We start from the raw sequence: 25685 nt of genomic DNA on the forward strand, positions 1-25685 counted from the left end.
GCTCAGCTCGGGACGGGCCGGACGGTCCGGGGCTCGCCGTCCGGCCCAGCGAGACCGTCGGCGGGGTTCAGCCCCAAGATGGTGAGCAGCGTGGCGCAGTCGTCGGCGTCGTCCGCCGAGGAGGCGACCACGCGGGCACCACGCCGGCGTTGCTCGCGGCTGAGGGCGAACGGGTCCGGCTCCTGCCGCGGGGCCACCTTCGGCTGCCTCATCGGCGCGGAGACACGAGAGGGTGGCCCGGTTCGGCGGGAACCGTCCGCTCGCCGGTGGAGAACGCCGGCAGGATGCCGTCCTCCCAGCGTTGCAGGGCCAGCGTCGCCAGGATCAGGCCGACCGGCGTGGCGACGGGCAGCACGAGCCAGATCAGGAGAGTCATCAGCGGAGGTCGCCGCACGGCGAGGCCGGCGCTCTCGGTGTCGCAGTGATCATCATCGCTCTCCGCCCGGTTCGGCCACTTCGGGGTGGCACCCGCCGAGGTCCGGGGCGGACATCACCGAGGATAGCCCGTCCGGTCCACCGGGGCGTCGGCGAACGGGTGAGTTCCGGTGGCCCGCCACCCCCGGGGCCGGGCGGCGATCGTCAAGGTCGGCTCCTCGATGTTCGGCGGACGGGTCGTCAGCAGGTCCGGCAGCGCGCCGACGAGCGGCCCCTCCCGCTGTGCTTGTGCGCAGGCTCGCTTTCACCGGCGCAGCCGGTCATCCGGTGCAGTTGGGGACGGCGGGGACGCTGCCGACACAGTTGTCGGGAGTGTTGGCGGTGATGGGTGAGTTGGTGGTGGTCATGGTGCCGCCTTGGCGGTAGACGCCGCCGGCTGAGCCGAGGAGCAGCAGTGCGTGGTTGTTGGTCACGGCGGTTTGGGTGAGGGTGGTGGCGGTGGAGGCGACCGCGGAGATCCCGCCGCCGCGGCCGGCGCTGTTGCCGGTGATGAACAGTGGACTGCCCGAGACGCCGGTGACCGTCAGGGTGGCGCGGAGGCCGTTGTAGAGGGCGCCGCCGTCACCGAGCAGGGTGGTGTTGCCGGACAGCGGGCTGTTGGTGAACGTCGCGGCGGGTGCGGTGCCGGTCGGGGTGTCGGCGTTGGCGAGGCCGCCGCCGTTGCCGGAGGCGGTGTTGCCGGTCAGGGTGCTGCCGGTGAGGGTGACCGCGCCGCGGTTGAGGATGCCGCCGCCGTTGCCGAGGATGTTGCCGCGGGTGAAGGCGACGCCGGTGGTGAGGGTGAGGTTGCCGGTGGGGGCGACCTCGGCGATCCGGAACATCCCGAGGCCCAGCAGGGAGGCGTTGGTGACGGTGGCGGGGCCGATCATTTCGATCGGGGTGGTGATGACCGGGAGTGCGTTCGCGGCGCCGCCGTGGGCGGTGGTCATGCCATAGGTGCAGCCACCCGCCAGGACGAGGGTGTCCGAGGTGGGCGTGGAATTGGCCAGGTTGACCGCCGCGACGAGGGCGTTCTCGCTGCAGGCCACCGGAATGGTGATGGCCTGCGCCATCGGGGCCACCGCGATCAGGCCTCCGGTGGCGACGGTGGTCCCGAACAGGACCCGGGCGATGGTGCGGATGCGTCGCATGACGATTTCTTTCCTGGGACACATGGGGAATTGACCGCCTGGGCGGTGCGCAGGCGGTGAAGATCGCGCAGACAGTGGGTACACTGAATACCGCGGAAAGCGGTCGATGCGCGATGTCGTCCACGCAAATGACCCCGGGCTCGCAGTTCGCGTCGGCGATCGCGGACTTGTTGCGGTACCGAGGTCCAGGGTTACCAGCTTGAAGCTACTCTTTGGGTCAGGTGATCGATACCTCGGGCCCCCGTTTGGAGGTATTTGCGCCGCCGAGAATCCTGCGAGATTTGTTTTGCCGCGATTAGAAATACTGAATTCGGCTGTCGCGTCCGTGTGGACGTGGATTTTGGTGGAACCGGCACTCCCGACGACGTGCTGGTCAGGCGGATGGGGATCGGGGAACTGCCGACCCCCGTTCCGGGGGCTCGGCGCCGGCGCCGGCCATGCCGAGCGTGCCGGCGGTGTTCCGGCGGAAGCCGGACAACACCCGAAGGATCACGATGTTTCGCTGTGGCACGCCGAGTGGCCGAGCAGGTGTTTCACGCGGCAATAGGTGAGCACCGCGGGGCGCAGGAGATCCAGCGCCGTGTCCGTCGCGGTGGGGTCACCCGCCATCGCCGACTGCGCCAGGGCGCGATCCGTCACGGGCAGGTGCCCCGACCTCCACCTGATGGTTCGTCTGCCGGTGGTGCGGTCACGGCGATGACGTCCCGGTCGTCGATCCAGCACACCGAGGCAGAGGGGCCGTCGTCGGCGATGACGGGGACACGGACGCCCAGGGGGCCGAACTCGGGCCGGCCGGCGAGGATCCCGGTGCGCGGCGAGCGTGGATCCGTTCCGGTGTAAGTGACGCGCCAGCTCCCGACGCTGAACGCGATCTGCCGTCGCGGCGGGCGGCGGCCACCTTGGCCCGCCGGCGCGATGCGGTTCGGGTTCCCGGCCGTCATCGTCTTCCCCTCGTACGCTGGGCGCTCCACGCAGGGCATGGAACGGCGGACGCGCCGAGGTCCGGGGCGGTCCGAACAGCCTAGGCTCTTTACGCCACCTACCAGAAAGAATCCCCCGGATGAGGGACCCATCAAGATGCCTCCGGGGACCGCAGGCCCGGCTCAGGCGCCTCGTGGAGCGGATCAGCCGCCGCGGACGGCGGCCGGTCGTTGCGCTGGAGGCGGACCGGGGCGGCCGGGCGTGCCTGTCCCGGCGAGGGTGGCCGATGCCAGCTTTGCCACGAACGCGGCCGGGGATGCCGTCTCCGCGAACAGCGCGAGCTGGCGCGCTGCGCCGGTTTCTCCGGCTCGGACTACGGCGAGCTGCCGCTCGATCGTCGCGAAGTCCCCGGTGGCCCGCAAGGCCGGCCGGACGTACTCCAGGAGCCGGCCGACGATCAGGTGCTGCGGGAGGGATTCGCCGGTGAAGGGGTCGACGCCGTGGCCGGGGTAGCCGTCGCGCGCCGCAGCGGCGAGCGACGCGACGACCAGCGAAGTCCGGACCGGCCGGGGTGCGACGCCGGCCCGGGCCTCCGCGAGGATCGTGACCACGAGAGCGCGGACCAGGCCCGCGAGCAGCACCGCGTCTTCGGCGGTCAAGCCGACGTCCGCGATCCGGACCTCGACCGTCGGGTGCTTCGGCGAGAGCCGGGCGTAGAAGTAGACGCCGGGGGCGTCCATCGCGTCACCACGGCGTACCGCAGCATCGACGCTCGCGGCGTAGGCGGCCGGGTCCGCCCAGTCCATCGGGGGTTTCGCGGTCGGCCAGAGCGACCACAGCGGGTACCGCCCGCTGGCCCACCCGGAGTCCGCGCCGCGGGCGAACGGCGAGTTCGCGCTGATCGCGAGGAGCGGGGCGAGCCAGGGGCGCAGCCCGGCCAGGATCCGGACACCGAGCGCCGGGGACGGGACGCCTACGTGCACGTGACAGGCGCACGTACCCGCTTCCGGGACGAGCGCGGGGAACTGTGCGGCCAACGCGCGGTACCGGGGTTCGGCGGTGACGCCGGGCAGCCCCGGCGGGTCGCCGCACGGCGGTGTCCCGGACGCCAGCACCAGGCAGCCGGCTTGGCCGGCGGCGTCCGCCACGAGCCCGCGCAAGCCGAGCAGGTCCGCCCGGATTTCGTCGAGGCCGGTGCGGATCCCGGTGGCGGTTTCGATTTGGAAGCGCAGGAACTCCGGCATCACCGCGGGTTCGCCGTCGAGCAGTTCCAGCACCCGGGGCGCCGCGAGCGCCGGCCCGCCGGTCACCGGGTCGGCGAGGACGAACTCCTCCTCTACTCCGATGGTGAGCTGGTCCTTGTCCGGCAGCGAAAGTCGCACGCGCACGGCCCGGCTCCGTCCCTGGGTCGGATCCTTCGAGTGTCGCTGGTCCGCCTTCGCCGGAAAAGGGTCGCTGGTCACTCGTCGCGGATCTTTCGGCCCCTTCCACGGGCCTCCGGGACGGGTGGCCGGTGGAGGGGCCGCTCGACGAATCGAACGACGGGACCGCCGCGGGTTCCTCCGCCGGCTCGACAGCGGAGTGCCGGCCGCTTCGTCACGGACCCGCGTGGCTCGCGGGCAGTGGTATCTCGGTGGGCTCCACAGGCTCGGGTCCGCCGGGTTCCTCGCCGCCGCCATCGAGGCGGAACGGCGGGTACTGGTCGGTCATCAGTGCGGCGTAGACGGCGACCCGCAGGCCCCAGCGCTGGATGCCGATGATGAAGTCGAACAGCGGGCGGGGATAGCGGCCGGTGAACGTCAGGACGATCGCCGCGATCAGGACGAGCAGGCCGACGAGACTGCCGCCCCAGGCCCAGCTGCGGTCGTCGAGTCCCCACGCGGCGCCGGTTCCGCCGCCGATCAGGATGGCGAGGACGAGGTAGTGCGGGAGGGCCAGCAGCCACCATTTGACGAGCACGAGCCCGCGTGAGAGCCGCTCGGGGTAGTCGACGTTCAGGGTGGCCGGGTAGCCGGGTTCTTCGCGGAGGCTGAAGGGCGGGTAGCGATCGGTGCCGAGGGCGCCGTAGCCGTAGTAGGTCACCCGCCAGCTCCACCGCAGGACCCCGACGTTGAAGTCGAAGATCTTCCGCGGGTACCGGCCGGTGATCAGGATCGCGAAGAACGCGACGACACCGAGCACCCAGAACGCGGCCCACAGCGCGATGAGCGTCAGTACGTGCGGGACGAGCAGCAGCCATTTCACGAGCCAAAGCCCGCGGGACACCGGGGTGTCCAGCACCGCTCGGACGCGCACCGGGTAGGACCGGTCCGGCGTGCTGGGATTCCGTGCTTCCGGATGGATTGTTTCGGTCATTTCATCGCCTCAAATCTGTGTGGCGGAAGTAATTGTACGCCGTACGGAGATATTCGAATTGAAAAAACCGTGAGGAAAAGTCATCACCACTGGTGCCGAACGGTCCGTCCCACGGTGACCAACGGCCCTCGTGCGCCCGGGGCGGCGCAGTGATGCTGGAGACGGCCTTCGAGGGCAGCATCGGACGGGGAGTTGCCATGCGGTTCCGTGATCGCCGGGAAGCCGGCGAACGACTGGCACTCCGGTTGCGCCCGCTCCGCGGCGACCGAGCCGTGGCCCTCGGCCTGTCCGGGGGCGGGCTCGTGGTCGCGGGCCGGATCGCCGACGTCCTCGGTGCGCCGCTGGACATCCTGCTCACCCGTAGGATCGAGGTCCCCGGACCGCCGGCGACGACGTTCGGCGCCGTCGGGGAGGGTGGCCTGCTCGTGTGGGACCACAGCGCCATCCGCCGCTGCGACATCGAGCCGGAGGAGCTCACCCGGCTCACCGGCCGGGCGCGCGCCGAACTGGCCCGGCAGGTCGCTGTCTACCGGCACACCGTCGCGCCGGTGCCGATCGCGGGCCGGACGGTCGTCCTCGCCGACGACGGCGCCGCCACCGGCACGACCGCGCACACGGCGATCCGCGTCCTGCGTGCCCGTCAGGTGAGCCGGATCGTGCTCGCGATTCCGGTCGCCCCGGCGAGCGTCCTCGACCGGCTCGCCCGGGAAGTGGACCAGTTCGCGTTTCTCCGCCCGCTGCCCTGGATGCACGCGGTCCGCAACAGCTACCGCATGTTCGCCGTGGTCGCCGACGCGGAGGCGCTCGAACTGCTGCACCGCGAACCCCGCCTGCCGACCGAGGTCCACCGGTGATGTCCGCAGTGTTCTGACCTTTCGGACAGAACACTGCGGAGTCCGGGGTCAGTGTTCGTCTGCCCGGGTTCCGTTCACAGCCGCCGGCGGTGGCACGATCGCGGCCGTGGCGGCCGGTTTCGGCTGGGTCGCGGCGGCGCTCTCGCGGGCCAGGAAGGAGCCCAGCTCGCCGATGGTGCTCATCAGCGGGGCGGGGAACACGACGGTGGTGTTCTTGTCGACGCCGATTTCGACGAGGCTCTGCAGGTTGCGCAGCTGCAGTGCGAGCGGGTGCGCCATCATGGTGTCCGATGCGTCTCCGAGTGCGGCGGCGGCGAGGGATTCGCCTTCGGCGCTGATGATCTTGGCGCGCTTCTCGCGTTCCGCTTCGGCTTGGCGGGCCATCGCTCGTTTCATCGTGTCGGGCAGCTGGATGTCCTTCAGCTCCACCAACGTCACTTCGACGCCCCAGTCGAGTGTGGTGACGTCGAGGATGCGGCGGATGTCGACGTTGATGCTGTCCGTTTCGGACAGGGTCTCGTCCAGCGTGTGCTGCCCGACGACCTTCCGCAGCGTCGTCTGGGCGATCTGATCGATCGCGGCGTAGACGTTCTCGATCGCGACGACGGACTTGACCGCGTCCCGCACTCGGAAGTAGGCGACCGCGGACACGTCGACGCTCACGTTGTCGCGGGTGATGATGCCCTGGGACTGGATCGGCATCGTGATGATCCGCAACGGCACCCGGCGCAGGACGTCGACGACGGGAATGATCAGCCGCAATCCCGGCTCGCGCACGCCCAGCACCCGGCCGAGCCGGAACAGGACACCCCGTTCGTACTGTTTGACGATCCGCACCGCCGAGGCCAGCAGGACCAGCAGCGCGACGACGATGACACCGATCACGACAACGTTCATGATGCTCCAGAATTCACGAGAAGGAGCCGGCGGAGGATGCTCAGCCGGAGAGCTTCACCTGGTTGTCGATCGCGGTCACCCCTCGGGCGAACCACGCGGTCTGCTCGACCGAACGGCGATCGGCCGAGGTGAGTACCTGGCCGGTCAAGGTGACCTTTCCATCGTCGACGCCGATCTCGACGTGCTGGGCGGACGCCGGCGCGTGCCGGGCCAGCGCCGCGGTGATCTTCGCCTTGATTTCGGCCGGCGCGACCCCCGCATGCCTGAGCGTGATCAGGTTCCGCACACCGCTGATCCCGGGGAGCATGGCCACCGCCTGGCGGGCGGCTTCGCGCTGGTAGTGCCAGTCCACGGTGCCGCGCAGCGTGATCACCCGGTCGCGCACGTCGACCTGCACCGAGTCCTTCGGCACGACGACCGTGCGACGGTCGAACACGATCATGGCCTCCCGGGCGAGATCCATGTCCGCCGGGACACCGGGGTCGTGCCGGACGAGGATCTTGTCCGCGGTCGTGGTCACGCCGTGGACCCGGGTCGCCGCGCGCAGGGCCTCTTCCTTCTCGGGGTAGGTGCCGACATGTCCGGACAGCGTCGCGACACCGCCTGCGACGGTCACGCCGATCTCTTCGGCGTTGACGCTGGGGGTCCAGGCGAGCTCATCGATGACGGCGGTCTTGAGCTGATGATCGGGCCTGTGCTGGAGCTGTGTCATCCCTTCACCGTGGTCCTTCCCGAGCCACCCGGCCTAGAGGCGCCGGACCTTCGTTCAGGGGTCGTTCGGCGCGGCCGGGCGTATCCTGGCGCGGTGGATGACAGCCCGCAGGACGACCTGGACGTCATCACGGTCTTCCTGGTCGACGACCACGAACTCGTGCGGCGCGGAGTCGCCGAACTCATCGACGACGAAACCGACCTGACTGTCGTCGGGCAGGCATCGTCGGTCGCCGAGGCCATGACGAGGGTGCCCGCGCTGCGTCCGGACGTGGCGGTGCTGGATGTACGGCTGCCCGATGGGAACGGGGTGGAGCTGTGCCGCGAGCTGCGCGCGGCGCTGCCCGGTCTGCGGTGCCTGATGCTGACCTCCTTCACCGACGAGGATTCGATGGTCGACGCGGTCCTGGCCGGCGCCGAGGGCTACGTGATCAAGGACGTGAAAGGGCTGCAGCTGGTCGACGCCATCCGCCGGGTGGGAGCCGGCGAGACCCTGCTCGACGGCCGGGCGGTCGCAGCGCTCGTGGCCGAATTGCGGGCGAAGACCGGCAAACCCGGCCCGCTGGCCGGACTGAGCGGGCAAGAGCTCGTCCTGCTCGACCTGCTCGGGGAAAGCCTGACCAACCGGCAGATCGCCGAGCGAATGTTCTTGGCGGAGAAGACGGTCAAGAACTACGTGTCCCGGCTGCTGGCGAAGCTCGGGCTGGAGCGGCGGTCCCAGGCGGCGGTGCTGGTCACCGGGATCCACGGCGGGCAACGTCGTCCGGGCGGCTAGCGGGCGAACGGGTGCTCGTCGCTGATCACGACGTCTTCGAGCTGAGCCTGCGCCGAGGACGGTACCGCGGTGCCGTGGCCGAGGCGCAACATGATCTGGGGCCAGAGCCCGCCGCCGAGCAGTTGCCGCAGTTCACGCCGGGCCGCCGGCAGCGCCATCGCCTGCGAGGAGAGCGCCGCCGAGATCCCGGCGGCGGTGGTCGTCAGCAGGACCCGCTGCATGGCCTGGCCGGCCTGGAGCCGGGCGAGGGCGGTGTCGTGCAGGGTGCCGATGACCACGACCAGACGGTCGGGCTCGACGTCGAGGTCCGTCCCGCCGCCGGGGCCGGGCGTCGCCGGTGGGACTTCGGTACGGCGCATGATCTTCCGCAGCTGCGGCACCTGATCGGCGGTGACCGTGGCCAGCCACGCGCGTTCCCTCTCGGCGCCGCGCCGGAGCTGCCGCTGCACCGAATCGGGCACGACGGCGGCGGTGAACGGACGGCGGTTGCTCCGCCGGTCGGCGATGGCTTCCGCCAGCAGCTCGTCGTGCGGTGCGATCGTCTCGTGTCCCTGCGGCCGCACGACCGCGAGCAGGTCGGCCCGGTCCGCCGTGGGGAACAGCCGCACCTCGGGGTGGCTGCCCTGTGCCATGATCCCCAGCCGCAGGTTCAGCAGGGCTGCCCCGCAGTTCAGGAGCCGATCCCGCTGATCGCTGTCGGTGCTCGTGGCGGGTGAATCCAGGTACAGCTCGATGGCGTCCGGCGTGCACTGGAAACGCCAGGGCCGGGCAGTCCGCAGTGGCGGGGGAGCCGTCGCCGCGAGCAGGACGGATCGCATCTGGTTCGCGCTGAGGTGCCCCACGGGCATGACACCGGTCTTCATGGGACAACTCCGAGGGTTCGCCGGGTTTCGCTTCCTGCCCACCGTCTGCCCGGGTCGCACTCCGGGCCAAGGGCCGAACGGCCTCCGGTGACGGGGCGAAGGTCGTCGGTTGCGAACACGGTTCGGTTCGGCCGGATCCCGCCGCGGGCCGGACCGCTGTGCCAGTGTGGTGACATGCCCGAAGAGATCGTGTCGGGCCGGGACCGGATGGACGCGCTGCCCGCGGCCGTCCTCGCGTTTTCCGCCGGTCTGCAGCTCGAGACGACGCTGGACCGGATTGTGACCGCCGCCGCCGACCTGGTCGACGCCCGTTACGGCGCGCTGGCCCTGCTCGACGAGGACGGCCGAACGACTGCGTTCGCCGTCACCGGCGTCGACGACGCCACCCAGGCCCGGATCGGTCCGCCACCAGTCGGCCACGGCCTGCTCGGCGCGCTCGTGACCGGCCGGGGTCCGGTGCGCCTGGCCGACCTGGGCACCCATCGGGCATGCGGCGGGTTCCCGCCGGGCCACCCGCCGATGCGGAGTTTTCTCGGCGTCCCGCTCCTGGTGCGGGGCGCAGTGCTCGGACGGTTGTACCTCGCCGCCGAGCAGCCCTTCACCGCTGACGACGAGCGGGCGATCGTGGCGCTGGCGGCGGCCGCCGGGATCGCCGTGGACAACGCGCGGCTGTACGGGGAGGCCCGGAGCAGGCAGCGGTGGCTGGAGGCCACCGGGGAGATCTCCGCCGAGCTTTTGGGCGGGACCGACGTCCACGAGGTGCTGCGCCTGATCGCGAGCCGGGCTGCCGAGCTCACCGGCGCTGACGACGCGCTCATCGCGCTGCCCACGGAGCCCGGTGGAGCGCTGGTCGTCGCGGTGTGCGTAGGACCGGACGCCGATGCGCTGGCCGGCCACCGTATCCCGCTCGGCGGATCGACCTCGGGCGCGGTGTTGCGCGACCACGTGCCGCGCAGTCTGTCGAGCCTGGTGTTCGACCTGGGCCACGACGTGGGCCTCAATCTTGGGCCGGCGCTGGCGGTGCGGTTGCGGTCGGGCGAGTCCACCGCCGGGGTGCTCCTGGCGACCCGCGCTCCCGGGGCGGCGCGGTTCGACGAGCACGAGCTCCAGATCGTGTCCGCCTTCGCCGACCAGGCCGCGCTGGCGCTGCGGGACGCCGAAAGCCAGGCCGCCCGCCGCGAACTGGACGTCGTGGTGGACCGCGACCGGATCGCCCGCGACCTGCACGATCAGGTCATCCAGCGGCTGTTCGCGGTCGGCCTGGGCATCGAGGGCACCCGCCGCCGAACCGACTCGCCCGCAATCACCGTCCGGCTCAGCCAGCACATCGATCAGCTCCAGGACGTCGTCGAGGAGATCCGTGGCGCGATCTTCGATCTGCACGCCGAACCGGGAGCCGGGCGGGGGCTGCGTGCACGCCTGCAGAACGCGATCCTCGACACGAGCGCCGACTCCGCGATCCGTACGACGGTGCGGCTGTCGGGATCGTTCGACCGGGTGCCCGCCGGTCTCGCCGAGCACGCCGAGGCTGTCGTACGCGAAGCTGTCAGCAACGTCCTGCGGCACGCGCAAGCCGCCGAACTGGCCGTCGCTGTGTCCCTGGACGGCGACCTGGTCGTCGAGGTAACGGACACCGGGATCGGGATGTCGGAAGCCGTGGTGCGCAGCGGGCTCCGCAATCTCGAGCGACGCGCCGCGGAAGCGGGCGGGTCCTTCCGGGTCGAGAGCCCGGCCGGCGGCGGCACCCGTCTGACGTGGACGGTCCCGCTACCCTGACGCCGGTATTGCCGCAGTCCGCGGAAATCCCTATGGCAACCCGTCTCACGCCGCGGTGCAGGCCGCCCGGAAGGCGGGAAGGACTACGTGATCTTCCCGTTGCTCACCGGTCCGCTGACACTGACGGCGAACGCCGCCACCACCTGATCCGCAACCTCTGGGCGTTCGCGATCATCTTCCGCGGATCACTTCCCCGACGGTGCCCCGACTTCGTCGAGGTGGTGCTACCGACGCTGGATCAGGCGACGGCGGACCGGTGCGTCCAGCGGTGATGAGCAGGTGGAAGTAAGTGCGCTGCTAGTGTTCCGTGATTCTGGTGTCGTTACTTGGCGTTGTTGTCGACGAGTTTCTTGGCTTAGTCATGGGATTTCCGGCCCAGGACGCTAGTCACATGACGCGTGGGCTGTCGCAGTCGTGCGGTCAGTCGGCAGTAAGGCGTGGGGCCGGACCGGTGTGACCCGGTCCAGCTCGCGGATTCTGCGGTTCTTGCTCGCATCGATCCAGGTGTCGTCGTCGATGTCGAAGGTGAGTGGACCGAGGTAGTCGACCGGGTCGATGAGCCACCGGACCTCCGGTCGGAAGGCGGCCGGTACCTGCATGAGATCGAGTTGTTCGCGGTATCCGGCGTAGACCGCGAGCGAACTGGCTTCGCGGGTCAGGGATCCCGAGGTGAGGTGGTTGGGCACGAAGATGCGGGGTCGCAGCACCGATTGGTACAGGATCAGATCGCGCAGGCCGTTGTTGGCGTAGTTGGCCGAGGACGCGGTTGCCAGGTGCAGATCGGTCGAGGGCAGCGCGGCGAGCCGGTCGCGGATGCGCTGCCCGTCCGCGGGCGTGCCGTCCCAGCCATTGCCCTTGCCCTCTTTGAGTGCACCGGCGCTGTTCTGCCAGCCGAAGCTGAAGTTGCTTCCGCGGCGGAGGGTGATGTGAAAGTAGAGGCTGACCGGCCCGCCGGCCGAGGCGCTGCCGCCAGTGGTGATGTTCAGCTGGCCGGGTAGCGGGTGTTCGCCGGGGGTGAGCGGGACGCCGGCCGGGAACAGTTGCGCGTCCCGGGGGTCGACGAGGATCTGGGTGCGGGGAGGCGGGTAGTCGGGATCGGGTGGGACCGCGACCGAGTGCAGGTGGCGGAACGCGACGACCTGGGCGTGGGGTTCGAGCACGTCGAGGCGGGCGATTTCGGTGCCGGGCGCCGATCCCGCGCTGGTCACGGGGACGGTGCGGAGCGGGGCGGCGTGGGGGACGCGGGTGCGGGGGTCGGCCTGGATCACGGGGTCGGCCTTGATCCGTGCCAGGTCCGCGGTCATCGACGCGCAGGTCTCCGCGGAGGCGTAGATGGTCGCGCCGGTGCGCGCCGCGATGTAGGCGGCGTTGTCGGCGTGGTCGGAATGTCCGTGCCCGAGCAGGATGGCGTCGGGCCGGGCGTCTACGAGGTCGGCGATGACGACCGGGGTACGGCCGGGGGCCACTTCGAGGCGGGTGACGAACGTGTCGAGGTAGACCAGCCGGCCACCGACTGCCGCGGCGAACGTGGAGTTCGACAACCACGCGAAGACCACCCGGTCCGCGGGCAGGGCGCCCGTGCGCGGGTCGACGTTCTCCACCCCGAACATCTTTGTCCGCGCCGCGATCCCTTCGTCCGGCAGGCGATGGCCCGGCGCCGCGGCAGCGGATGCGGAGCCGGCGCCGAGCACCACGCCGGTGGCCGCCGCGCCCACCAGGAAGCTCCTGCGTCGCACGCCCGTCACCTTCCGGTCCCGGCGGCATTCGCGGCTTCGGCGGGCACTCGGGGAGGCTCGTCCGAGCCCGCGGTCGACGGGGCGGGAGGTGGCCCGGCCGCCGGATCGTCGGTCCAGCCGAGTGAGCGTTCGGCGGATCCCGGGTCGCTGAGGACTTCCCGGGCGCGGGCGTAGTCGAGGTTGCGGTCCCATTTGGCGATCACGAGGGTGGCGACGGCGTTGCCGTAGAAGTTGACCAGGGCCCGGCATTCGGACATGAACTTGTCGATGCCGAAGACGAGCATGATGCCGGCGGCCGGCACGGTGCCGATGGTCGAGAGGGTCGCGGTGAGCGCGATGAACCCGCCGCCGGCGACTCCCGCGGCGCCTTTCGACGTGAGCAGCATGACCGCGAGCAGCCCGAGCTGCTGGGGGATGGTGAGCGCGGTGTTGGTCGCCTGGGCGATGTAAAGCGTCGCGAGGGACAGGTAGATGGCGGCGCCGTCGAGGTTGAAGCTGTAGCCGGTCGGCACGACGAGGCCCACCGTGGCGCGGTCGGCGCCGAGGAAGGTCAGCTTGCGCATCAGGCCGGGCAGCGCCGGTTCCGCGGTGGACGTGCCGAGCACGAGGAAGAACTCTTCTCGCAGGTACCGGAAGAGCTGGAAGATGTTGAGCCGCACGTAGGCGCCGAGGAGACCGCCGAGCACGATGACCACGAACGCGATGGACGTGACGTAGAACAGCAGGATCAGGGAGCCGAGACTGGTCAATGTGGACAGTCCGAACGCGCCGACGGCGTAGGCCATCGCACCGAAGGCACCGATCGGGGCGGTCTTCATCACGAAGCTCAGTACCTTGAACACGACCGCGGTGAACCGCTTGACCCCGGTGACGAGCGGGTCGCCGAGCGGCCCGATCGCCTTGATCGCGATGCCGAAGAGCACGGCCAGGAAGATGATCTGCAGGATGTCGCCGTCGGTGAACGCGCTGAAGAAGCTGTCGGGGACCAGGTTGGTGAAGAATTCCCACCAGTGCTGGGTTTCGCCCGTCTGGATGTACTGCTGGGCGCTGCCGGTCGGGTGCAGCGCGGCCGGGTTGGCGTTGACGCCGTCGCCGAGGCGGACCACGTTGATCGCGACGAGCCCGAACCCGAGCGCGACGATCGTGCCGACCTGGAAGTAGGTCAGGGCCTTCAGCCCGGTGAGGCCGACCTTCTTGAGGTCGGCGACCCCGGCGATGCCGCCGATGACGGTGAGGAACACGATGGGTCCGATGAGGACCTTCATCGCGGCGATGAAGGTTGTGCCGATGGGCTGCATCGCCTTGCCGAGGTCGGGGGCCAGCGCACCCAGGACGACGCCGATGACGATGGCGACCAGGACCTGCACGTACAACTGCCGGTACCAGGGCTTCCGCTTGCGTTCCGGTGTGGTTTGCGTCATTGCAACCTCCTGAGCGGGGTGGGGGAGTCAGTCGAGAAGGTGCCGGGCGATGTGTTCGCCGAGGCGTTCCAGCAGACGCTCGGCGTCGGCGACGCACCGCTCGAGGTCGGGTTCGAGCTCGGTGAGGGTGAACGCGCCCGTGAAGCCGGCGGCGGTCAGTTCGCTGGTGGTGAGCACGCTGCGCCCGGCCACGGCGACGGTCGGCACTCCCGCGGTCCGGGCGGCGGAGGCGACGCCCATCGGCGCCTTGCCGCGCAGGCTCTGCAGGTCCAGTGATCCTTCTCCGGTGAGCACGAGCCCGGCCCGGGGTAGCCGCGCGTGCAGCCCGGTCAGGCGCAGCACCAGGTCGATGCCGGGAACCATGCGGGCGCCGAGGGCGAGCAGGGCGAACCCCGCTCCACCGGCGGCGCCGGCGCCCGGCATGGCCGCGGCGGCGACCCCGGTGGCCTGTTCGAGGATGGGTGCCCACCGGGACATCGCCTCTTCGAGGGCGGTCACAGTGGAACCATCCGCCCCCTTCTGCGGCCCGTATACGGCCGCCGCGCCGTCGAGGCCGAGCAGGGGATTGTCCACATCGCAGGCGACGATCACCTCGGCGCGGTCCGGTCCGGCCAGCCGGGGGTGCAAGCCGGAAAGGTCGATCGAACCGATTGCGCCCAGGGCGGAGGTCCGGCCGGGCAGCTCACGCCCGTCCGCGTCGAGCAGGAGCGCCCCGAGACCGGTGAGCAGGCCCGTTCCGCCGTCGGTCGTCGCGCTGCCCCCCAAACCCACGACCACCGTGTGGTGGCCGGCGTCCAGGGCCGCCGCGATCACCTGGCCCGTCCCGTGGGTCGATGCCGCGGCCGCCGTGGCGGGAGTCGGTGCCGCCTCGGGGAGCGCGGCGAGCCCGGACGTCTCGGCGAGTTCGACGACAGCGACTCCGTCGCGGTGGGCGTACCGCGCGGTGAGTGGCTCGCCCAGGGGACCGGCGGCGCTGAGCGAGACCGGGGTGAACCCGGCGGCGACCGCGGCGGAGACCGTGCCCTCGCCGCCGTCGGCGACCGGGTGCTCCCGCACCGCCGGCTTGCTGTGGTGGCGGCGCAGCCCGCGGGCGAGTGCCGCGGTGGCCTGCATGGCGCCGAGCGATCCCTTGAACGAATCGAGGGCCACGAGCAACTCGCCCATCAAATCCTCCTCGACTCGCGGAATTCGACAACCCTGACTCGGGAGCCGCCCCCGCGTCCAAGAGAACGTTGCTACCCGACTGATAGGCTGAGCTTATGGATAGCCGCTGAGCTGCCACGATGTGGTGGGGTCTGGAGGTGACGGATGGACGCTCGTCAGCTCGAGTACTTCCTGGCGATCGTCGACCACGACGGATTCGGCCGCGCCGCGCAGGCCCTCCACCTCGCGCAGCCGTCGTTGTCGCAGGCGATCGCCGGGCTCGAACGCGAAGTCGGCATGCAGCTGTTCCACCGGATCGGCCGCCGCGTGGTCCTCAGCGACGCCGGTACCGAGCTCATCGGCCCGGCCCGGCAGGTGCTGCGCGACCTGCGCACGGCCAAGACGGCGATGGCGTCGATGAAGGGCGTCCGCCACGGCCGGGTCGAGCTGGTCACCATGCCCTCGCCCGGCATCGAACCGCTCAGCACGTTGATCGGTGCCTTCACCCGGCGGCACCCGGGCATCACCGTGGACGCCGAGGCCGCGTTCACTCCGGACGAGGTGATCCACCAGGTCCGCCAAGGCGCCTGCGAACTCGGTCTGGCCGGTGCGCCGGAACCGTTGCACCCGCCCGGCGTCGATGTACTTCCGCTGCAACAGCAGGATTTCGTGCTCGTCGGTGCCGCCGACGCCGCCTTCCCGGTGGGTGATCCGCTGCCGATCGGTGCCCTGGCCGGGGTGGAGCTGATCGCTTCACCGCCCGGCAGCCTGATGCGCCGGGTCGTCGACGACATCCTCGCCGAGCACGCGGACGTGCGGATCGTCGCCGAGATCGCCCACCGCGCCTCGATTCTTCCCCTCGTGCTTCAGGGCGGCGGGATGGCGGTGCTGCCCGCGGCATGGGCCTCGCTCGCTCGCCGGTCGGGAGCCCGCGCCGTGCGGCTGGATCATCCCGCCCGGTTGCACGTCGAATTGCTGAGCCGGCAGGCCCAGCTGACTCCGGCAGCCGAGGCGTTCCTCGCGCTCGCACGCACCTTCCGTCCCGCTGGTGGAGGCGCTGAACAGCTAGGATAGGCGGACCCTATGAATGGCATCGGCAGCGCGTGTTGGACGCCGCACCGGTCCCGCGGTTTCACTCGGGAGGTCAGCGCAGCCGAATCCAGCAGGGAGCCCGATCAAATGTCAGCACCCGCCAGCACCCGCACCTTCAAGATCGCCGCGGTCCCGGCGGACGGCGTGGGCAGCGAGGTCGTCGCCGCCGGACGTGCCGTCCTCGACGCGCTGGCGGAAGCCTCCGGCGGCGCGTTCGCCTTCGACTGGACCGAATTCCCCTGGGGCTGCGGTTACTACGAGCGGACCGGCCGCATGATGGACGAGGACGGCCTGGAGGTCCTGAAGGACTTCGACTCGATCTACTTCGGCGCCGTCGGCTGGCCGTCGGTGCCCGACCACATCAGCCTGTGGGGTCTGCGGCTGCGGATCTGCCAGAACTTCGACCAGTGGGCCAACGTGCGCCCCGTCCACTTCCACCCGGGCATCACCTCGCCCCTGCGCAAGGCCGACCACACGCCACTGGACTGGGTGGTCGTCCGCGAGAACAGCGAAGGCGAGTACGCCGGCCTGGGCGGGCGCAACCTGGCCGGACGTGGCCCGGGCAACGAGGTCGCGCTGCAGACCGCGTTGTTCACCGAGAAGGGGTGCGAGCGCATCATGCGGTTCGCCTTCGACCTCGCTCGTGAGCGGGACCGCAAGAAGGTGTCCTCGGTGACCAAGAGCAACGCGCAGCAGTACGGGATGGTGCTGTGGGACGAGGTATTCGCCCGCGTCGCGCAGGACTATCCGGACGTCGAAACCGAAAGCGTTCTCGTGGACGCGATGTCGGCGAAGTTCGTGCTCAAGCCCGAAGACCTGTCGGTGGTCGTGGCCTCGAACCTCAACGCCGACATCCTTTCCGACCTCGGGTCCGCGCTGGCCGGGAGCCTCGGTCTCGCCGCGAGCGCGAACTTCAACCCGGAGCGGCGGTTCCCGTCGATGTTCGAGCCGGTCCACGGCTCCGCGCCCGACATCGCCGGCCAGGGCCTGGCCAACCCGATCGGCGCGATCGGCAGCGCCGCCCTGATGCTCGACCACTTCGGGCTGTCCGCCGAGGCCGATCAGGTTCGCCGTGCCATCGAGGCCACCACGGCCGCTGGGGTGTTGACCCCGGACGTCGGGGGTTCCGCGAAGACCGGCGACGTCGTCGCCGCCATCATCGACAACCTCGGCCGCTGAATCCGACCGGAGCAGCAAGCCAGAGGATCCGCTTCCCGCGGTCACCGAGCACCGTGGATTCACTGACCGCCCGAAAGCTGGGCATCGACCGCCGGTTATCCCCTCAGTCCGGTCAGTGTGCCCATCGCCTGGTCCACGAGCACGGACAGCGGCGTCGTCCCATTGTCGGCTGTCCAGGCGTCGATGGCGGCGTCCAGGCAGGCCATCGCCGAGGCGACGAGTGCGCGGGCGGGGAGATCGTCGGGCGGTGCTGAGCCGCCGCCGAGTCGGCGGGAGATCTCCGGCGCCAGCATGCTCTGCCAGCCCTCCGTCTTTTCCCATCGGCGGGTCATCAGGGCACAGGCGTCGCTGAGGAGCCGCATCGGGTTCAGGGACCGCGCGAGCCTGCGCGGCAGGCTCGCGGTCCACTCCTCGATCGGGCTCGGCCGCGCCCACATCGCCCCGCTGCTCGGCGACTTCGCCCAAGCGCACACCGACCTCGAGCTGTCCCACCTGCCGCTGCACGTCGCGGGGACCCCGTACGACTTCGCGGTCCGGGTCGGGCGGCTGCCCGACTCCCGGCTGCACGCCCGCCTGCTCCACCCGAACCGGCGCGTGGTGTGCGCGGCGCCCGGGTACCTCGAGCGCCGCGAGCCGCCACGAACCTTGCCGGACCTCGCCGACCACGACTGCATCGTGATCCGCGAGAACGACATCGACTTCATGAACTGGCGCTTCGGCGACGACGGTGACGAGAGCGTGGTCCGGGTCGCGGGCACGATGATCAGCAACGACGGCGACGTCGCGACCGCGTGGTGCCTGGCCGGCCGGGGCATGGTGATGCGCTCGCTGTGGCAGGTGGCACCGTTGCTGCGGGACGGGAGCCTGGTCCGCGTCCTGCCGGGGATCCCGGCTCCCCCGGCCGACATCTACGCGCTCCACGCCGCCGTCCACGGCCTGCCTCGGCGGGCCCGCGAGGCGATTGAGCACCTGCTTGACGGTCTTGCAGCTCGCCTCCCGGCGATCGACTAACCGGCGTCACGATCGGCGACCCAGCGCCGGCCGACGTCGAGCATCGCCGCCGCGGCGGGCCCGGGCCGCGAGTCGGTGGTCACCAGGCCGACGTGCAACGACTCGTCGGTCTCGAGCGACCGCACCGCCAGCCCGGCCGAGACCGCCAGCGGGCGCCACGAGTCCGCGACCACCGCGACGCCGACCCCGGCGAGGACAAGCGGCAACAGGGCCTCGCGGTGCTCGATCTCCACCGCGATCCGGCACCGGGTACCGGCCAGGACCGCGTCGGCGACCCGGCGCATACCGGTCCCCGGCTGCCCGATTATCAGGAGGAGCTCGCCGAGGTCGGACGGCCGCACGGGACCGTCGCCGGGCGGCAGCACGCCAGGATCACTGGCCACCAGGAGGTACGACTGCACTTCCAGGAGGTCGAACCGGAAGCCCGTCTCGCGCAGCGGTCCGTTGGGCACGGCCACCAGCCCGACCTCGGCCGGTCCGAGGCGTACGGCATCAACGACGTCGGCCGCCTGTGCTGCCGTCGAACGCCCGCGCCAGCATCGCCATGGCGTGGCGCGGTTTCGTCTCGAACTCGGTCCCGTCCGGAATCCCGGCCCGCCGGCACCGATCCGGGTCAGCGATCCACAGCTCGGGCAGATACAGCTCCCGATCGATCAGCGCATGCCCACCATCGGAGGCATACGCCAGAAACGTCCCGATCTGGCAGTTCTCGATCCGGCCCGCCGTTCCCGAGTACTGCCGCTGCACCCCAGCCGACCGGATGCCTTTCTTCAGAAACCCAGTGTCGTCCACGATCAGCACACCACCGGGCTCACCGAGGTGCTCGACGACATAGTCCCGCACGTCATCGCGGACACCGTCGATGTCCCAATCCGCCCACCGCAGCAACCGCTGCATCCCGTCCGGGGACACCTCGCCGGCCTGCTCGGCCAGCGTCCAGCCGTTCTTCCGCTCCAGACCCGCGACCAGCCCGGACACATACTCCCGCGCCCGGGCCCGCGGCTCCGAGCGGGTAAACCGGCCCGCGATCCGCTCATGCACCTGATCCAGCTGATCCATCACCACATCGACCACCACCAGGATGATCTACCACACACCACCCGACTGCCGTTGCAGTACCAGCTCGACTCATTGCGAATTATGAAGTTAAGCAGTTCTTTGATGACGTCGGGTAGGTTTCGATCCGCAGCTTTATGGCCTCAGTCCCTGGCTTGCCACCAAGGTCGATGTAGGTGTGGCCCGGAGGTTTCCACTGTGGTTTCTGATCGTCAGTGGAGAGCTGATAATCTTGGGTTCGCTCATCACGACAGCGCTCATCGAACCTCACAAGGCTCTCGTCGTCGACCGCGCCCGGGACGGAACGATCGACGACATCGAGTGAATCTTGACCCATCCCGAGTTCAGTCTCCGATCTCGGCGTGCCAGGCGTCGGGGCAAGCGGTGCGGTCAGCGCCGACGACGGCTCCGCAACGGATACATGGCGTCAGCGGAAAGCTGTCCGGGACGGCGACGAACTCCACTGGGGTCCGGGCACGGATTTCCGGGTGCTGGGCGGGTGCCTCGCCGCGGCGCCGAGCGACGACGAGTTCGTCATGGAAGCGGCTCACCGGAGGGCCTTCCCGATGAGTTGCCGAGGTCCCAGGCGACCTCGTATCCCGCGCGGCCGGTGACCATGTCCGACTCCGCCGGCTCGAGGGCCGAGCGGAGAGCGTCGACCGCGACGACGCGGTCCGGGTGGTGGTCGCTGAACTCCTCCACACTGCGGTCGTCGTCGCGGGCCATGTGTGCCTCAAGCTCGTCGAGAAGTTCCTTTGCGTTAACCGGGCCTCCTGGGTGCGCAGCTCCTCCGCGCGGTTGCGGAGTTCGTCGGCGTAGCCGTGGACGTCGCTCGTCTTGAGGTCCTCGCGATCGGCCATCACGTCGAGTTCGGAGGCGATCTCGTCCAACTCGGCGGCGGTCGCGCTGGCCTTCTCGATGGCCTCCTCTACCGAGTCGGCCTTAGTACGCGACGAGCGCGCTCGGCGGGATGATCCGTCCGGTTGCACGGCCGGAGTCGTCGAGCAGCCAGCCCATCCTCTTCGGGGTGCGAAGGTTGATCGCGTTGTCCCGGATCCGGAGCCACGGCAGGTGTTCGCCCAATGTCCGTTCGATGCGGAGCATGTCGTGCGGTGAGCGCGTCCAGAAGGTCATGGCGAGGTTGACGTCGCCGGTGGTTGAAATGCACATCCGCAGCTCCGGCATGGTGGCGAGCGCTTCGACGGTCTTGCGGTGGTCGGCGGGCTCGACAAGTGCGGTCCAGGTGCTGCTCACCGTCCAGCCGGAGACCTCCGAGGCGAGTTCGCAGCGGAACGACAGGAGGTCCGAGGTGAGCAGCCGACCGAGCTGCCGGCGCACGGTGGCGGGATTCCGATCGGTCAAGCGGGCCAGGTCCGCCGCGGTGGCGCGTCCGTCGGTGGCGAGTGCCTCGATCAACGGCCACGCGTCTCGCGGTGGCGTCGAGAGGGCTGAAGGCGACCCACGGCGGGAGACCGTCTGGAAAGCGGACTCCTCGGCGGGGCTGAGCGCGTCCAGGCGCCAGTGGCTGCCGTGCCGGTGCACCGCGGTGGCTACGAAGGTCCGCTGCCGGGCCACCCCGGGAAGCGCCTCGAGATCGTCGAGGACGTACCTGGTGAGCGCGGCGAGGTTCTCGGTGATGACGGTCAGGAGCAGGTCTCGTCCGCGCGTCGACTCTTCGACGGTGACGGCACGCGGGTCCGCGCAGATGGCGTCGACGACGGCCCGCCGGGCTCCGGGAAGGCAGTCCACCTCGACCAGGGCGAGGGTGACTCGTCGGTAGCTGCCACCCGGGTGGGCGGTGATCCAAGCGAGTCCACGCTCTCGCAGCTTGACCCACCTGGCCGTTTCGCTGGACGCGGTCGTGCCCAGGATGCGTGCGGCCTCGGCCCACGGGATGCGTGGGGCTACCTGGAGACCGTGCAGCAGCCTGAGGTCCTTTTCATCGAGCTCCGGATGCACGGAAAGCATCAGAACAGTCTTTCACTTGCACGAATCCGCCACAATCTCGGCGTCCGATCCCTGCGCATCGCATACTCGGTCCTCTCAGATGCACGGAGGGCGACATGACGGTGCTGGACGATGCGCACGCCATGCGTGACGAGGTGATCCGGCTTCGGCGGTTGCTGCACTCGCAGCCGGAGCTCGGTTTGGACTTGCCGCGCACGCAGGAAGCGGTACTGGCCGCGCTCGACGGCCTGCCACTGGAAATCTCGACCGGTAGGGCGGCCACGTCCGTTACGGCTGTACTGCGTGGGCACGCCGCGGTACCCGGACGGCCACCGGTCCTGCTGAGGGGGGACATGGACGCGGTGCCGGTCCAGGAGGAGACGGGCCTGCCGTTCACTTCCACCGTGGCGGGCGCGGCTCACGCCTGCGGGCACGACATGCACACCGCCATGCTCGTGGGGGCGGCCCGGCTGCTGGCCGCCCGGCAGGCGGAGTTGGCCAACGACGTCGTCCTGATGTTCCAGCCGGGGGAGGAGGGCTGGGAGGGCGCCAGAGCGATGCTCGAGGAGGGTGTGCTCGACGCGGCCGGAGAGCGGGTGGGCGCGGCATACGGACTGCACGTCTTCTCGACACTGCCTCAGGGATTTCACCTCCGCCCGGGAGTGATGCTGGCTTCTTCTTCGTCGCTTGACGTCACCGTGTCGGGTCGTGGCGGCCATGCCTCGACACCGCACCTGGCGCGTGATCCGGTACCGGCCACCGCCGAGATGATCACGGCGTTGCAGACGTTGGTGACCCGCCGAGTGGATGTGTTCGACCCGGTCGTCCTCACTGTCGGGGTCGTCGAAGCCGGGACGCGCCGCAACGTCATCCCGCCGACTGCCCGGTTCGAGGCGACGTTGCGCACGTTCTCCGACGCGACCGCGGTCCGTGTCGGTGACGAAGTCCGCCGGCTGGTCGAAGGCATCGCAGCAGCGCACGGGCTCGAGGTCGACGCCCGATTCGAACGTGAACGCCCGGCGACCGTCAACGATCCCGGCGAGTCCGCTTTTGCCGGACGGACGATTTCCGAGGTTTTCGGTGAAAGCCGGCGGAACCTGCTCGAGCATCCGTTCACGGGATCGGAGGATTTTTCGCGGGTGCTGGCCGAAGTTCCCGGCGCGTTCGTCGCGCTGGGCGCCTTGCCCGGTGGAGCCGATCCGGACACCGCGTCGTTCAACCACAGCGGCCGGGCGGTCTTCGACGAAGCTGTGCTTCCCCTGGGCGCTGCCCTCCTCGCGGAGCTTGCTCTGCGCCGCCCCCACGCCGCATCGAGCGCCGAACTTCCGGAGCGTCCATGATGAGTACGAACCATCCCGAAAGCGCTCGCGTCGGGCGCACCATGTTCGGCATCTGCGTCGGCCACGCGCTCGAGTGGTACGACTGGGGGATCTACACGATCTTCGTCCCCTTCTTCGCCGGGCAGTTCTTCCCCGGTGGCGCGGCGGGATCGGCGCTTCTCGCCGGACTCGCGGTCTTCGCCGCCGGTTTTGTGGCGCGGCCGCTCGGCGGCCTGATCGTGGGCAGGCTGTCCGACCGGGTCGGCCGGCGTCCGATGCTGAGTCTCACAGTCGGCGGGATGGCCGTCGCGAGCCTGCTCATCGGTATCGCTCCCACCTACGCCACCGCCGGCGTGGGGGCCTCGCTGATCCTGCTGGCCTGCCGCGTGCTTCAGGGACTGGCGACGGGCGGCGAACTCCCTTCGGCCCAGACGTACCTGACGGAACAGGCTCCCGCCCATCGCCGGGGTCTCTGGTCGAGCCTGATCTACATCGCGAGCGTAGGTGGCAACTCCGTCGGCGTGCTGCTCGGACTGGTGCTGTCGTTGAACTTGACGCACGAGGAGATGATCGCTTACGGCTGGCGGATCCCGTTCGTCGTCGGCGGCGTTCTCGGCGTGATCGCGTTGTGGGTCCGGCGTTCCCTCACCGAGTCCGCGGTGTTCGTCAAGGATCGGGCGGGGACGGCGCGGAAGCAGCCGTTCTGGCCCGACCTGGTCCGCCACCGCCGCGCGGCACTGCAGGTGATCGGCATGTCGGTCGGACCGACCGTCGTCTATTACGCCTGGGTCATAGCGGCACCCGCCTACGCCATCACGACACGGCACCTCGACTCGACTTCCGCGCTGCTGGCGGGCGTGCTGTCCGGCTTGGTGCTCATCGCGGTGCTGCCGTTCTGGGGTGCTCTCTCGGACCGGATCGGGCGGCGGCCCGTGATGCTGATCAGTCACCTGGGTACCGCCGCGACGTTGTTCCCGCTCCAAGTGCTCGATCTCGGGAATGCCGTCCAGTTGGCCATCGCCATGTCGATCGCGATGGTCTTCATCGGGGCCGGCGTGTCGATCTTGCCGGCGGCCTACGCGGAACTGTTCCCGACGCGCATCCGCACGGCCGGGCTGGCGGTGCCGTACTCCGTGGCGGTGGCCGCCTTCGGCGGAACCGCCCCCTATCTGCAGACGTGGGTCGGCCAGACGTTCGGGCCGGCGTTCTTCACCGGCTACGTAGTCCTGCTCCTGCTGGTGTCGGCGGCCACCGTGCTGACGCTCCGAGAAGGACGAGGGACGGACCTGACCACTGTTCACCAGGCGGTTCCCGAGACGATGAGGAAAGCTGAAGATCATGACACCGCTCGAAATGCTGGCTGACGGCGTCACGGTCGTCGACCTCGCACAACCGTTCGAGGTGGGCATGCCCGCATCACCGACCCACCCACCCTTCGAGTTCGCGTTGCGCCACCGGCACGGTGACTTCCCGCACCCCGGCGGGTTCACCGGCTCGCACGAGATCCTGGTGCTGGGCGGGCACGTCGGCACCCACATGGACGCGCTGAGCCATGTGGCCGTGGACGGCACGCTGCACGGTGGCGTCCCGGTAGCCGAAGCGATGCACGCCGGTCGCTACCGCAGCCACGGCATCGATCAGGTCCGTCCCCTGGTCTGCCGCGGTGTGCTGTACGACGTGCCCCGCACCCGGAAGGTCACCCGTCTCGACCCGGGTGCGCCCGTCGGCGTGGCGGACCTCGAGGCAGGACCGCGGCCGAAGCCCGGTGACGTGGCTCTGATCCGGACGGGGTGGGCACAGTTGTGGCGCGATCCGCGCGCCTACCTCGGCGACGAGTCCGGCGTGCCCGGCATCGACCTCGGTGCCGCGGAATGGCTCGCGGGCCGGGGTGTCGCCACCGTCGGCGCCGACACGATCGCTCTCGAGCACCGCCCGCCCGGGCCCGCCACCCTGCCGGTCCACCGGCTCCTGCTGCACGAACACGGCATCAATCTGATCGAGGTGATGACTTTGGAAACCCTGTCCGAGACGCTGGCGTCCGCCGGCACCGCGGAATTCCTCTTCATCGGTGCACCGCTCAACGTGGTCGGTGCCACCGGTGCCCCCGTCCGTCCGCTGGCGGTGGTCGGCGCATGAGCGGTGACACGATCCAGCTGGGCGACGTCACGGTGACCCGGGTAGTGGAATGGAGCGGTCCGGTGAGCACGGTGAGTGCCTTCGTGCCGGACAGCTCACCGGATGGCCGCGCGGCGCTGGACCCGGATTTTCGCAACCCGGCCGACGACGCCTACCACTGCGCGATCCAGAGCTGGGTGCTGCGCAGTGAAGGGCGCACCATCGTCATCGACACCGGCGCGGGAAACGACCGGGAACGTCCGCAGATCCCGCTGTTCGACCACCTCAAGACGCCGTTCTTGGAGAACCTCCGTCTGGCCGGTGTCGAGCCCGAGGACGTCGACTTGGTCGTGAACACCCACGTCCACTACGACCACGTCGGCTGGAACACCCGGTTGGAGAACGACGAGTGGACACCGACGTTCCCCAACGCTCGCTACCTCCTTCCCCGCGTCGACCGCGACTACTTCGATCCCGAGAACGAACACCGTCGTCCGCCGGTGCACACCGACGCCGATCGGGTGCGTCGCCAGGGCAGCCGGCTCGTCTTCGCCGACAGCGTCGCACCGATCCTCGACCGGGGGCTTGCGACGCTGTGGGAGGACAGCCATACGATTGACGGAAATCTGACGTTGGCGCCTGCACCTGGGCACACCCCCGGGTCATCCGTACTCAAGCTGAGTTCCGGTACGGATCGGGCTCTGTTCGTCGGTGATCTCCTGCACAGCCCGGTCCAGGTGGCCGAGCCGGCGGCCAACAGCTGTTTCTGCGAGAACCCGGTCGAGGCACGAGCGACGCGTTACCGGTTGCTCGGCGAGGCCGCCGATACGGGTGCCTTGGTCGTGCCCGCACATTTCCCCGGCCGCGGCGCCGCCGAGGTGCGCAAATCGGGAGCGGGTTACGAATTGCACAACTGGGCCCCCTTCGAACCCATTAGAGTGAACTGACC

The 25685-nt window shown here is 70.0% G+C and carries 26 protein-coding genes and 2 pseudogenes; 10 read left to right on the top strand and 18 right to left on the bottom strand.

What is annotated here, in order from left to right; translation table 11 throughout:
• Positions 1-2 precede the first annotated feature (2 nt).
• The 7 genes and pseudogenes from AB0N03_RS04810 to AB0N03_RS04840 form a co-directional block, all read right to left on the bottom strand.
• Positions 3-197, bottom strand: a complete 195-nt coding sequence (locus tag AB0N03_RS04810; RefSeq protein WP_364365462.1) for a hypothetical protein — start codon at positions 195-197, stop codon at positions 3-5.
• 11 nt (positions 198-208) lie between these two features.
• Complete coding sequence (locus AB0N03_RS04815; RefSeq protein WP_364365465.1) at positions 209-376, bottom strand: hypothetical protein; 168 nt, start codon at positions 374-376, stop codon at positions 209-211.
• 319 nt (positions 377-695) lie between these two features.
• On the bottom strand, positions 696-1565 hold the full coding sequence (locus tag AB0N03_RS04820) for a hypothetical protein (RefSeq protein WP_364365467.1): 870 nt from the start codon (positions 1563-1565) through the stop codon (positions 696-698).
• Positions 1566-2054: 489 nt separating this feature from the next.
• A complete protein-coding gene (locus AB0N03_RS04825; RefSeq protein WP_364365470.1) occupies positions 2055-2204 on the bottom strand; it encodes a hypothetical protein in 150 nt (49 codons plus the stop codon).
• Positions 2201-2536 (bottom strand): hypothetical protein, encoded by a 336-nt coding sequence (locus AB0N03_RS04830; RefSeq protein WP_364365473.1) that lies wholly within the window; start codon positions 2534-2536, stop codon positions 2201-2203. The genes AB0N03_RS04825 and AB0N03_RS04830 overlap by 4 nt, the downstream gene beginning before the upstream one ends.
• A gap of 153 nt (positions 2537-2689) precedes the next feature.
• On the bottom strand, positions 2690-3874 hold the full coding sequence (locus AB0N03_RS04835; RefSeq protein WP_364365476.1) for a glutamate--cysteine ligase: 1185 nt from the start codon (positions 3872-3874) through the stop codon (positions 2690-2692).
• Between the two features lie 262 nt (positions 3875-4136).
• Positions 4137-4841, bottom strand: a pseudogene (locus tag AB0N03_RS04840) (DUF4389 domain-containing protein); the annotation flags it as partial.
• 197 nt (positions 4842-5038) lie between these two features.
• On the opposite strand from AB0N03_RS04840, the gene AB0N03_RS04845 reads away from it, so the two are divergent.
• Positions 5039-5695 carry a phosphoribosyltransferase family protein gene (locus AB0N03_RS04845; RefSeq protein ID WP_364365479.1) on the top strand — a complete coding sequence of 219 codons (657 nt, stop codon included), beginning with the start codon at positions 5039-5041 and terminating at the stop codon, positions 5693-5695.
• A 48-nt stretch (positions 5696-5743) separates the two neighbouring features.
• Here AB0N03_RS04845 and AB0N03_RS04850 read toward each other — a convergent pair whose 3' ends face one another.
• Positions 5744-6592, bottom strand: coding sequence for a slipin family protein (locus tag AB0N03_RS04850; RefSeq protein ID WP_364365482.1), 849 nt, complete (start codon positions 6590-6592; stop codon positions 5744-5746).
• Between the two features lie 40 nt (positions 6593-6632).
• Positions 6633-7304, bottom strand: coding sequence for a BON domain-containing protein (locus AB0N03_RS04855; protein ID WP_364365483.1), 672 nt, complete (start codon positions 7302-7304; stop codon positions 6633-6635).
• Between the two features lie 93 nt (positions 7305-7397).
• Here AB0N03_RS04855 and AB0N03_RS04860 point away from each other — a divergent pair, with 93 nt between their 5' ends.
• Positions 7398-8078, top strand: coding sequence for a response regulator transcription factor (locus tag AB0N03_RS04860; RefSeq protein ID WP_364365486.1), 681 nt, complete (start codon positions 7398-7400; stop codon positions 8076-8078).
• Here AB0N03_RS04860 and AB0N03_RS04865 read toward each other — a convergent pair.
• Complete coding sequence (locus tag AB0N03_RS04865) at positions 8075-8941, bottom strand: hypothetical protein (protein WP_364365488.1); 867 nt, start codon at positions 8939-8941, stop codon at positions 8075-8077. The genes AB0N03_RS04860 and AB0N03_RS04865 overlap by 4 nt on opposite strands.
• Before the next feature lie 174 nt (positions 8942-9115).
• Here AB0N03_RS04865 and AB0N03_RS04870 point away from each other — a divergent pair, with 174 nt between their 5' ends.
• The gene (locus AB0N03_RS04870; protein ID WP_364365491.1) at positions 9116-10717 is read left to right on the top strand and encodes a GAF domain-containing protein; all 1602 of its coding nucleotides are present in this window, start codon (positions 9116-9118) and stop codon (positions 10715-10717) included.
• A gap of 383 nt (positions 10718-11100) precedes the next feature.
• On the opposite strand, the gene AB0N03_RS04875 is transcribed toward AB0N03_RS04870, so the two are convergent.
• The 3 genes from AB0N03_RS04875 to AB0N03_RS04885 are packed head-to-tail and all read right to left on the bottom strand — an operon-like array spanning position 11101 to position 15038.
• A complete protein-coding gene (locus AB0N03_RS04875; protein WP_364365494.1) occupies positions 11101-12432 on the bottom strand; it encodes a hypothetical protein in 1332 nt (443 codons plus the stop codon).
• 26 nt (positions 12433-12458) lie between these two features.
• The gene (dctA, locus tag AB0N03_RS04880; RefSeq protein ID WP_364365496.1) at positions 12459-13874 is read right to left on the bottom strand and encodes a C4-dicarboxylate transporter DctA; all 1416 of its coding nucleotides are present in this window, start codon (positions 13872-13874) and stop codon (positions 12459-12461) included.
• 27 nt (positions 13875-13901) lie between these two features.
• Complete coding sequence (locus AB0N03_RS04885) at positions 13902-15038, bottom strand: glycerate kinase (protein ID WP_364365499.1); 1137 nt, start codon at positions 15036-15038, stop codon at positions 13902-13904.
• Between the two features lie 144 nt (positions 15039-15182).
• On the opposite strand from AB0N03_RS04885, the gene AB0N03_RS04890 reads away from it, so the two are divergent.
• Positions 15183-16091 carry a LysR substrate-binding domain-containing protein gene (locus AB0N03_RS04890; RefSeq protein ID WP_364365502.1) on the top strand — a complete coding sequence of 303 codons (909 nt, stop codon included), beginning with the start codon at positions 15183-15185 and terminating at the stop codon, positions 16089-16091.
• Positions 16092-16196: 105 nt separating this feature from the next.
• Positions 16197-17288 carry a tartrate dehydrogenase gene (locus AB0N03_RS04895; protein WP_364365504.1) on the top strand — a complete coding sequence of 364 codons (1092 nt, stop codon included), beginning with the start codon at positions 16197-16199 and terminating at the stop codon, positions 17286-17288.
• Positions 17289-17383: 95 nt separating this feature from the next.
• Here the strand turns inward: AB0N03_RS04895 and AB0N03_RS04900 are convergent, their stop codons facing one another.
• Positions 17384-17650, bottom strand: a complete 267-nt coding sequence (locus AB0N03_RS04900) for a hypothetical protein (RefSeq protein ID WP_364365507.1) — start codon at positions 17648-17650, stop codon at positions 17384-17386.
• Here AB0N03_RS04900 and AB0N03_RS04905 point away from each other — a divergent pair.
• Positions 17580-18299, top strand: a complete 720-nt coding sequence (locus tag AB0N03_RS04905) for a LysR substrate-binding domain-containing protein (RefSeq protein ID WP_364365510.1) — start codon at positions 17580-17582, stop codon at positions 18297-18299. The two genes, AB0N03_RS04900 and AB0N03_RS04905, sit on opposite strands and share 71 nt — an antisense overlap.
• On the opposite strand, the gene AB0N03_RS04910 is transcribed toward AB0N03_RS04905, so the two are convergent.
• The 4 genes and pseudogenes from AB0N03_RS04910 to AB0N03_RS04925 all read right to left on the bottom strand — a co-directional run bounded on the left by AB0N03_RS04910 (position 18296) and on the right by AB0N03_RS04925 (position 21323).
• On the bottom strand, positions 18296-18757 hold the full coding sequence (locus AB0N03_RS04910; protein WP_364365513.1) for a LysR substrate-binding domain-containing protein: 462 nt from the start codon (positions 18755-18757) through the stop codon (positions 18296-18298). The genes AB0N03_RS04905 and AB0N03_RS04910 overlap by 4 nt on opposite strands.
• A gap of 67 nt (positions 18758-18824) precedes the next feature.
• A pseudogene (locus tag AB0N03_RS04915) lies at positions 18825-19358 on the bottom strand (IS701 family transposase); the annotation flags it as partial.
• Between the two features lie 531 nt (positions 19359-19889).
• Positions 19890-20081, bottom strand: a complete 192-nt coding sequence (locus tag AB0N03_RS04920) for a hypothetical protein (RefSeq protein ID WP_364365515.1) — start codon at positions 20079-20081, stop codon at positions 19890-19892.
• A gap of 216 nt (positions 20082-20297) precedes the next feature.
• The gene (locus tag AB0N03_RS04925; RefSeq protein WP_364365518.1) at positions 20298-21323 is read right to left on the bottom strand and encodes an Lrp/AsnC family transcriptional regulator; all 1026 of its coding nucleotides are present in this window, start codon (positions 21321-21323) and stop codon (positions 20298-20300) included.
• 95 nt (positions 21324-21418) lie between these two features.
• Between AB0N03_RS04925 and AB0N03_RS04930 the strand changes: the two genes are divergently transcribed.
• The 4 genes from AB0N03_RS04930 to AB0N03_RS04945 are packed head-to-tail and all read left to right on the top strand — an operon-like array spanning position 21419 to position 25683.
• Positions 21419-22642, top strand: a complete 1224-nt coding sequence (locus AB0N03_RS04930; RefSeq protein ID WP_364365521.1) for a M20 family metallopeptidase — start codon at positions 21419-21421, stop codon at positions 22640-22642.
• Complete coding sequence (locus AB0N03_RS04935) at positions 22639-23985, top strand: MFS transporter (RefSeq protein WP_364365523.1); 1347 nt, start codon at positions 22639-22641, stop codon at positions 23983-23985. The genes AB0N03_RS04930 and AB0N03_RS04935 overlap by 4 nt, the downstream gene beginning before the upstream one ends.
• The gene (locus AB0N03_RS04940; protein WP_364365525.1) at positions 23960-24757 is read left to right on the top strand and encodes a cyclase family protein; all 798 of its coding nucleotides are present in this window, start codon (positions 23960-23962) and stop codon (positions 24755-24757) included. Before AB0N03_RS04935 ends, AB0N03_RS04940 begins: the two co-directional genes overlap by 26 nt.
• Positions 24754-25683 carry an MBL fold metallo-hydrolase gene (locus AB0N03_RS04945; RefSeq protein ID WP_364365527.1) on the top strand — a complete coding sequence of 310 codons (930 nt, stop codon included), beginning with the start codon at positions 24754-24756 and terminating at the stop codon, positions 25681-25683. The genes AB0N03_RS04940 and AB0N03_RS04945 overlap by 4 nt, the downstream gene beginning before the upstream one ends.
• Positions 25684-25685: the final 2 nt, after the last annotated feature.

It is taken from the genome of Amycolatopsis sp. NPDC051061 (assembly GCF_040682935.1).
Taxonomy (GTDB): Bacteria; Actinomycetota; Actinomycetes; order Mycobacteriales; family Pseudonocardiaceae; genus Amycolatopsis.

What these genes read in the sequence shown, in the direction of transcription:
- AB0N03_RS04870 (WP_364365491.1), top strand. Translation starts at nt 9,116, where the DNA reads ATGCCCGAAGAGATCGTGTCGGGCCGGGACCGGATGGACGCGCTGCCC.
- AB0N03_RS04905 (WP_364365510.1), top strand. Translation starts at nt 17,580, where the DNA reads ATGCTCTGCCAGCCCTCCGTCTTTTCCCATCGGCGGGTCATCAGGGCA.
- AB0N03_RS04900 (WP_364365507.1), bottom strand. Translation starts at nt 17,650, where the DNA reads ATGCGGCTCCTCAGCGACGCCTGTGCCCTGATGACCCGCCGATGGGAA.
- AB0N03_RS04895 (WP_364365504.1), top strand. Translation starts at nt 16,197, where the DNA reads ATGTCAGCACCCGCCAGCACCCGCACCTTCAAGATCGCCGCGGTCCCG.
- AB0N03_RS04940 (WP_364365525.1), top strand. Translation starts at nt 23,960, where the DNA reads ATGACACCGCTCGAAATGCTGGCTGACGGCGTCACGGTCGTCGACCTC.
- AB0N03_RS04855 (WP_364365483.1), bottom strand. Translation starts at nt 7,304, where the DNA reads ATGACACAGCTCCAGCACAGGCCCGATCATCAGCTCAAGACCGCCGTC.
- AB0N03_RS04930 (WP_364365521.1), top strand. Translation starts at nt 21,419, where the DNA reads ATGACGGTGCTGGACGATGCGCACGCCATGCGTGACGAGGTGATCCGG.
- AB0N03_RS04890 (WP_364365502.1), top strand. Translation starts at nt 15,183, where the DNA reads ATGGACGCTCGTCAGCTCGAGTACTTCCTGGCGATCGTCGACCACGAC.
- AB0N03_RS04945 (WP_364365527.1), top strand. Translation starts at nt 24,754, where the DNA reads ATGAGCGGTGACACGATCCAGCTGGGCGACGTCACGGTGACCCGGGTA.
- AB0N03_RS04885 (WP_364365499.1), bottom strand. Translation starts at nt 15,038, where the DNA reads ATGGGCGAGTTGCTCGTGGCCCTCGATTCGTTCAAGGGATCGCTCGGC.
- AB0N03_RS04820 (WP_364365467.1), bottom strand. Translation starts at nt 1,565, where the DNA reads ATGCGACGCATCCGCACCATCGCCCGGGTCCTGTTCGGGACCACCGTC.
- AB0N03_RS04865 (WP_364365488.1), bottom strand. Translation starts at nt 8,941, where the DNA reads ATGAAGACCGGTGTCATGCCCGTGGGGCACCTCAGCGCGAACCAGATG.
- AB0N03_RS04925 (WP_364365518.1), bottom strand. Translation starts at nt 21,323, where the DNA reads ATGCTTTCCGTGCATCCGGAGCTCGATGAAAAGGACCTCAGGCTGCTG.
- AB0N03_RS04845 (WP_364365479.1), top strand. Translation starts at nt 5,039, where the DNA reads ATGCGGTTCCGTGATCGCCGGGAAGCCGGCGAACGACTGGCACTCCGG.
- AB0N03_RS04935 (WP_364365523.1), top strand. Translation starts at nt 22,639, where the DNA reads ATGATGAGTACGAACCATCCCGAAAGCGCTCGCGTCGGGCGCACCATG.
- AB0N03_RS04815 (WP_364365465.1), bottom strand. Translation starts at nt 376, where the DNA reads ATGACTCTCCTGATCTGGCTCGTGCTGCCCGTCGCCACGCCGGTCGGC.
- dctA (WP_364365496.1), bottom strand. Translation starts at nt 13,874, where the DNA reads ATGACGCAAACCACACCGGAACGCAAGCGGAAGCCCTGGTACCGGCAG.
- AB0N03_RS04850 (WP_364365482.1), bottom strand. Translation starts at nt 6,592, where the DNA reads ATGAACGTTGTCGTGATCGGTGTCATCGTCGTCGCGCTGCTGGTCCTG.
- AB0N03_RS04920 (WP_364365515.1), bottom strand. Translation starts at nt 20,081, where the DNA reads ATGGCCCGCGACGACGACCGCAGTGTGGAGGAGTTCAGCGACCACCAC.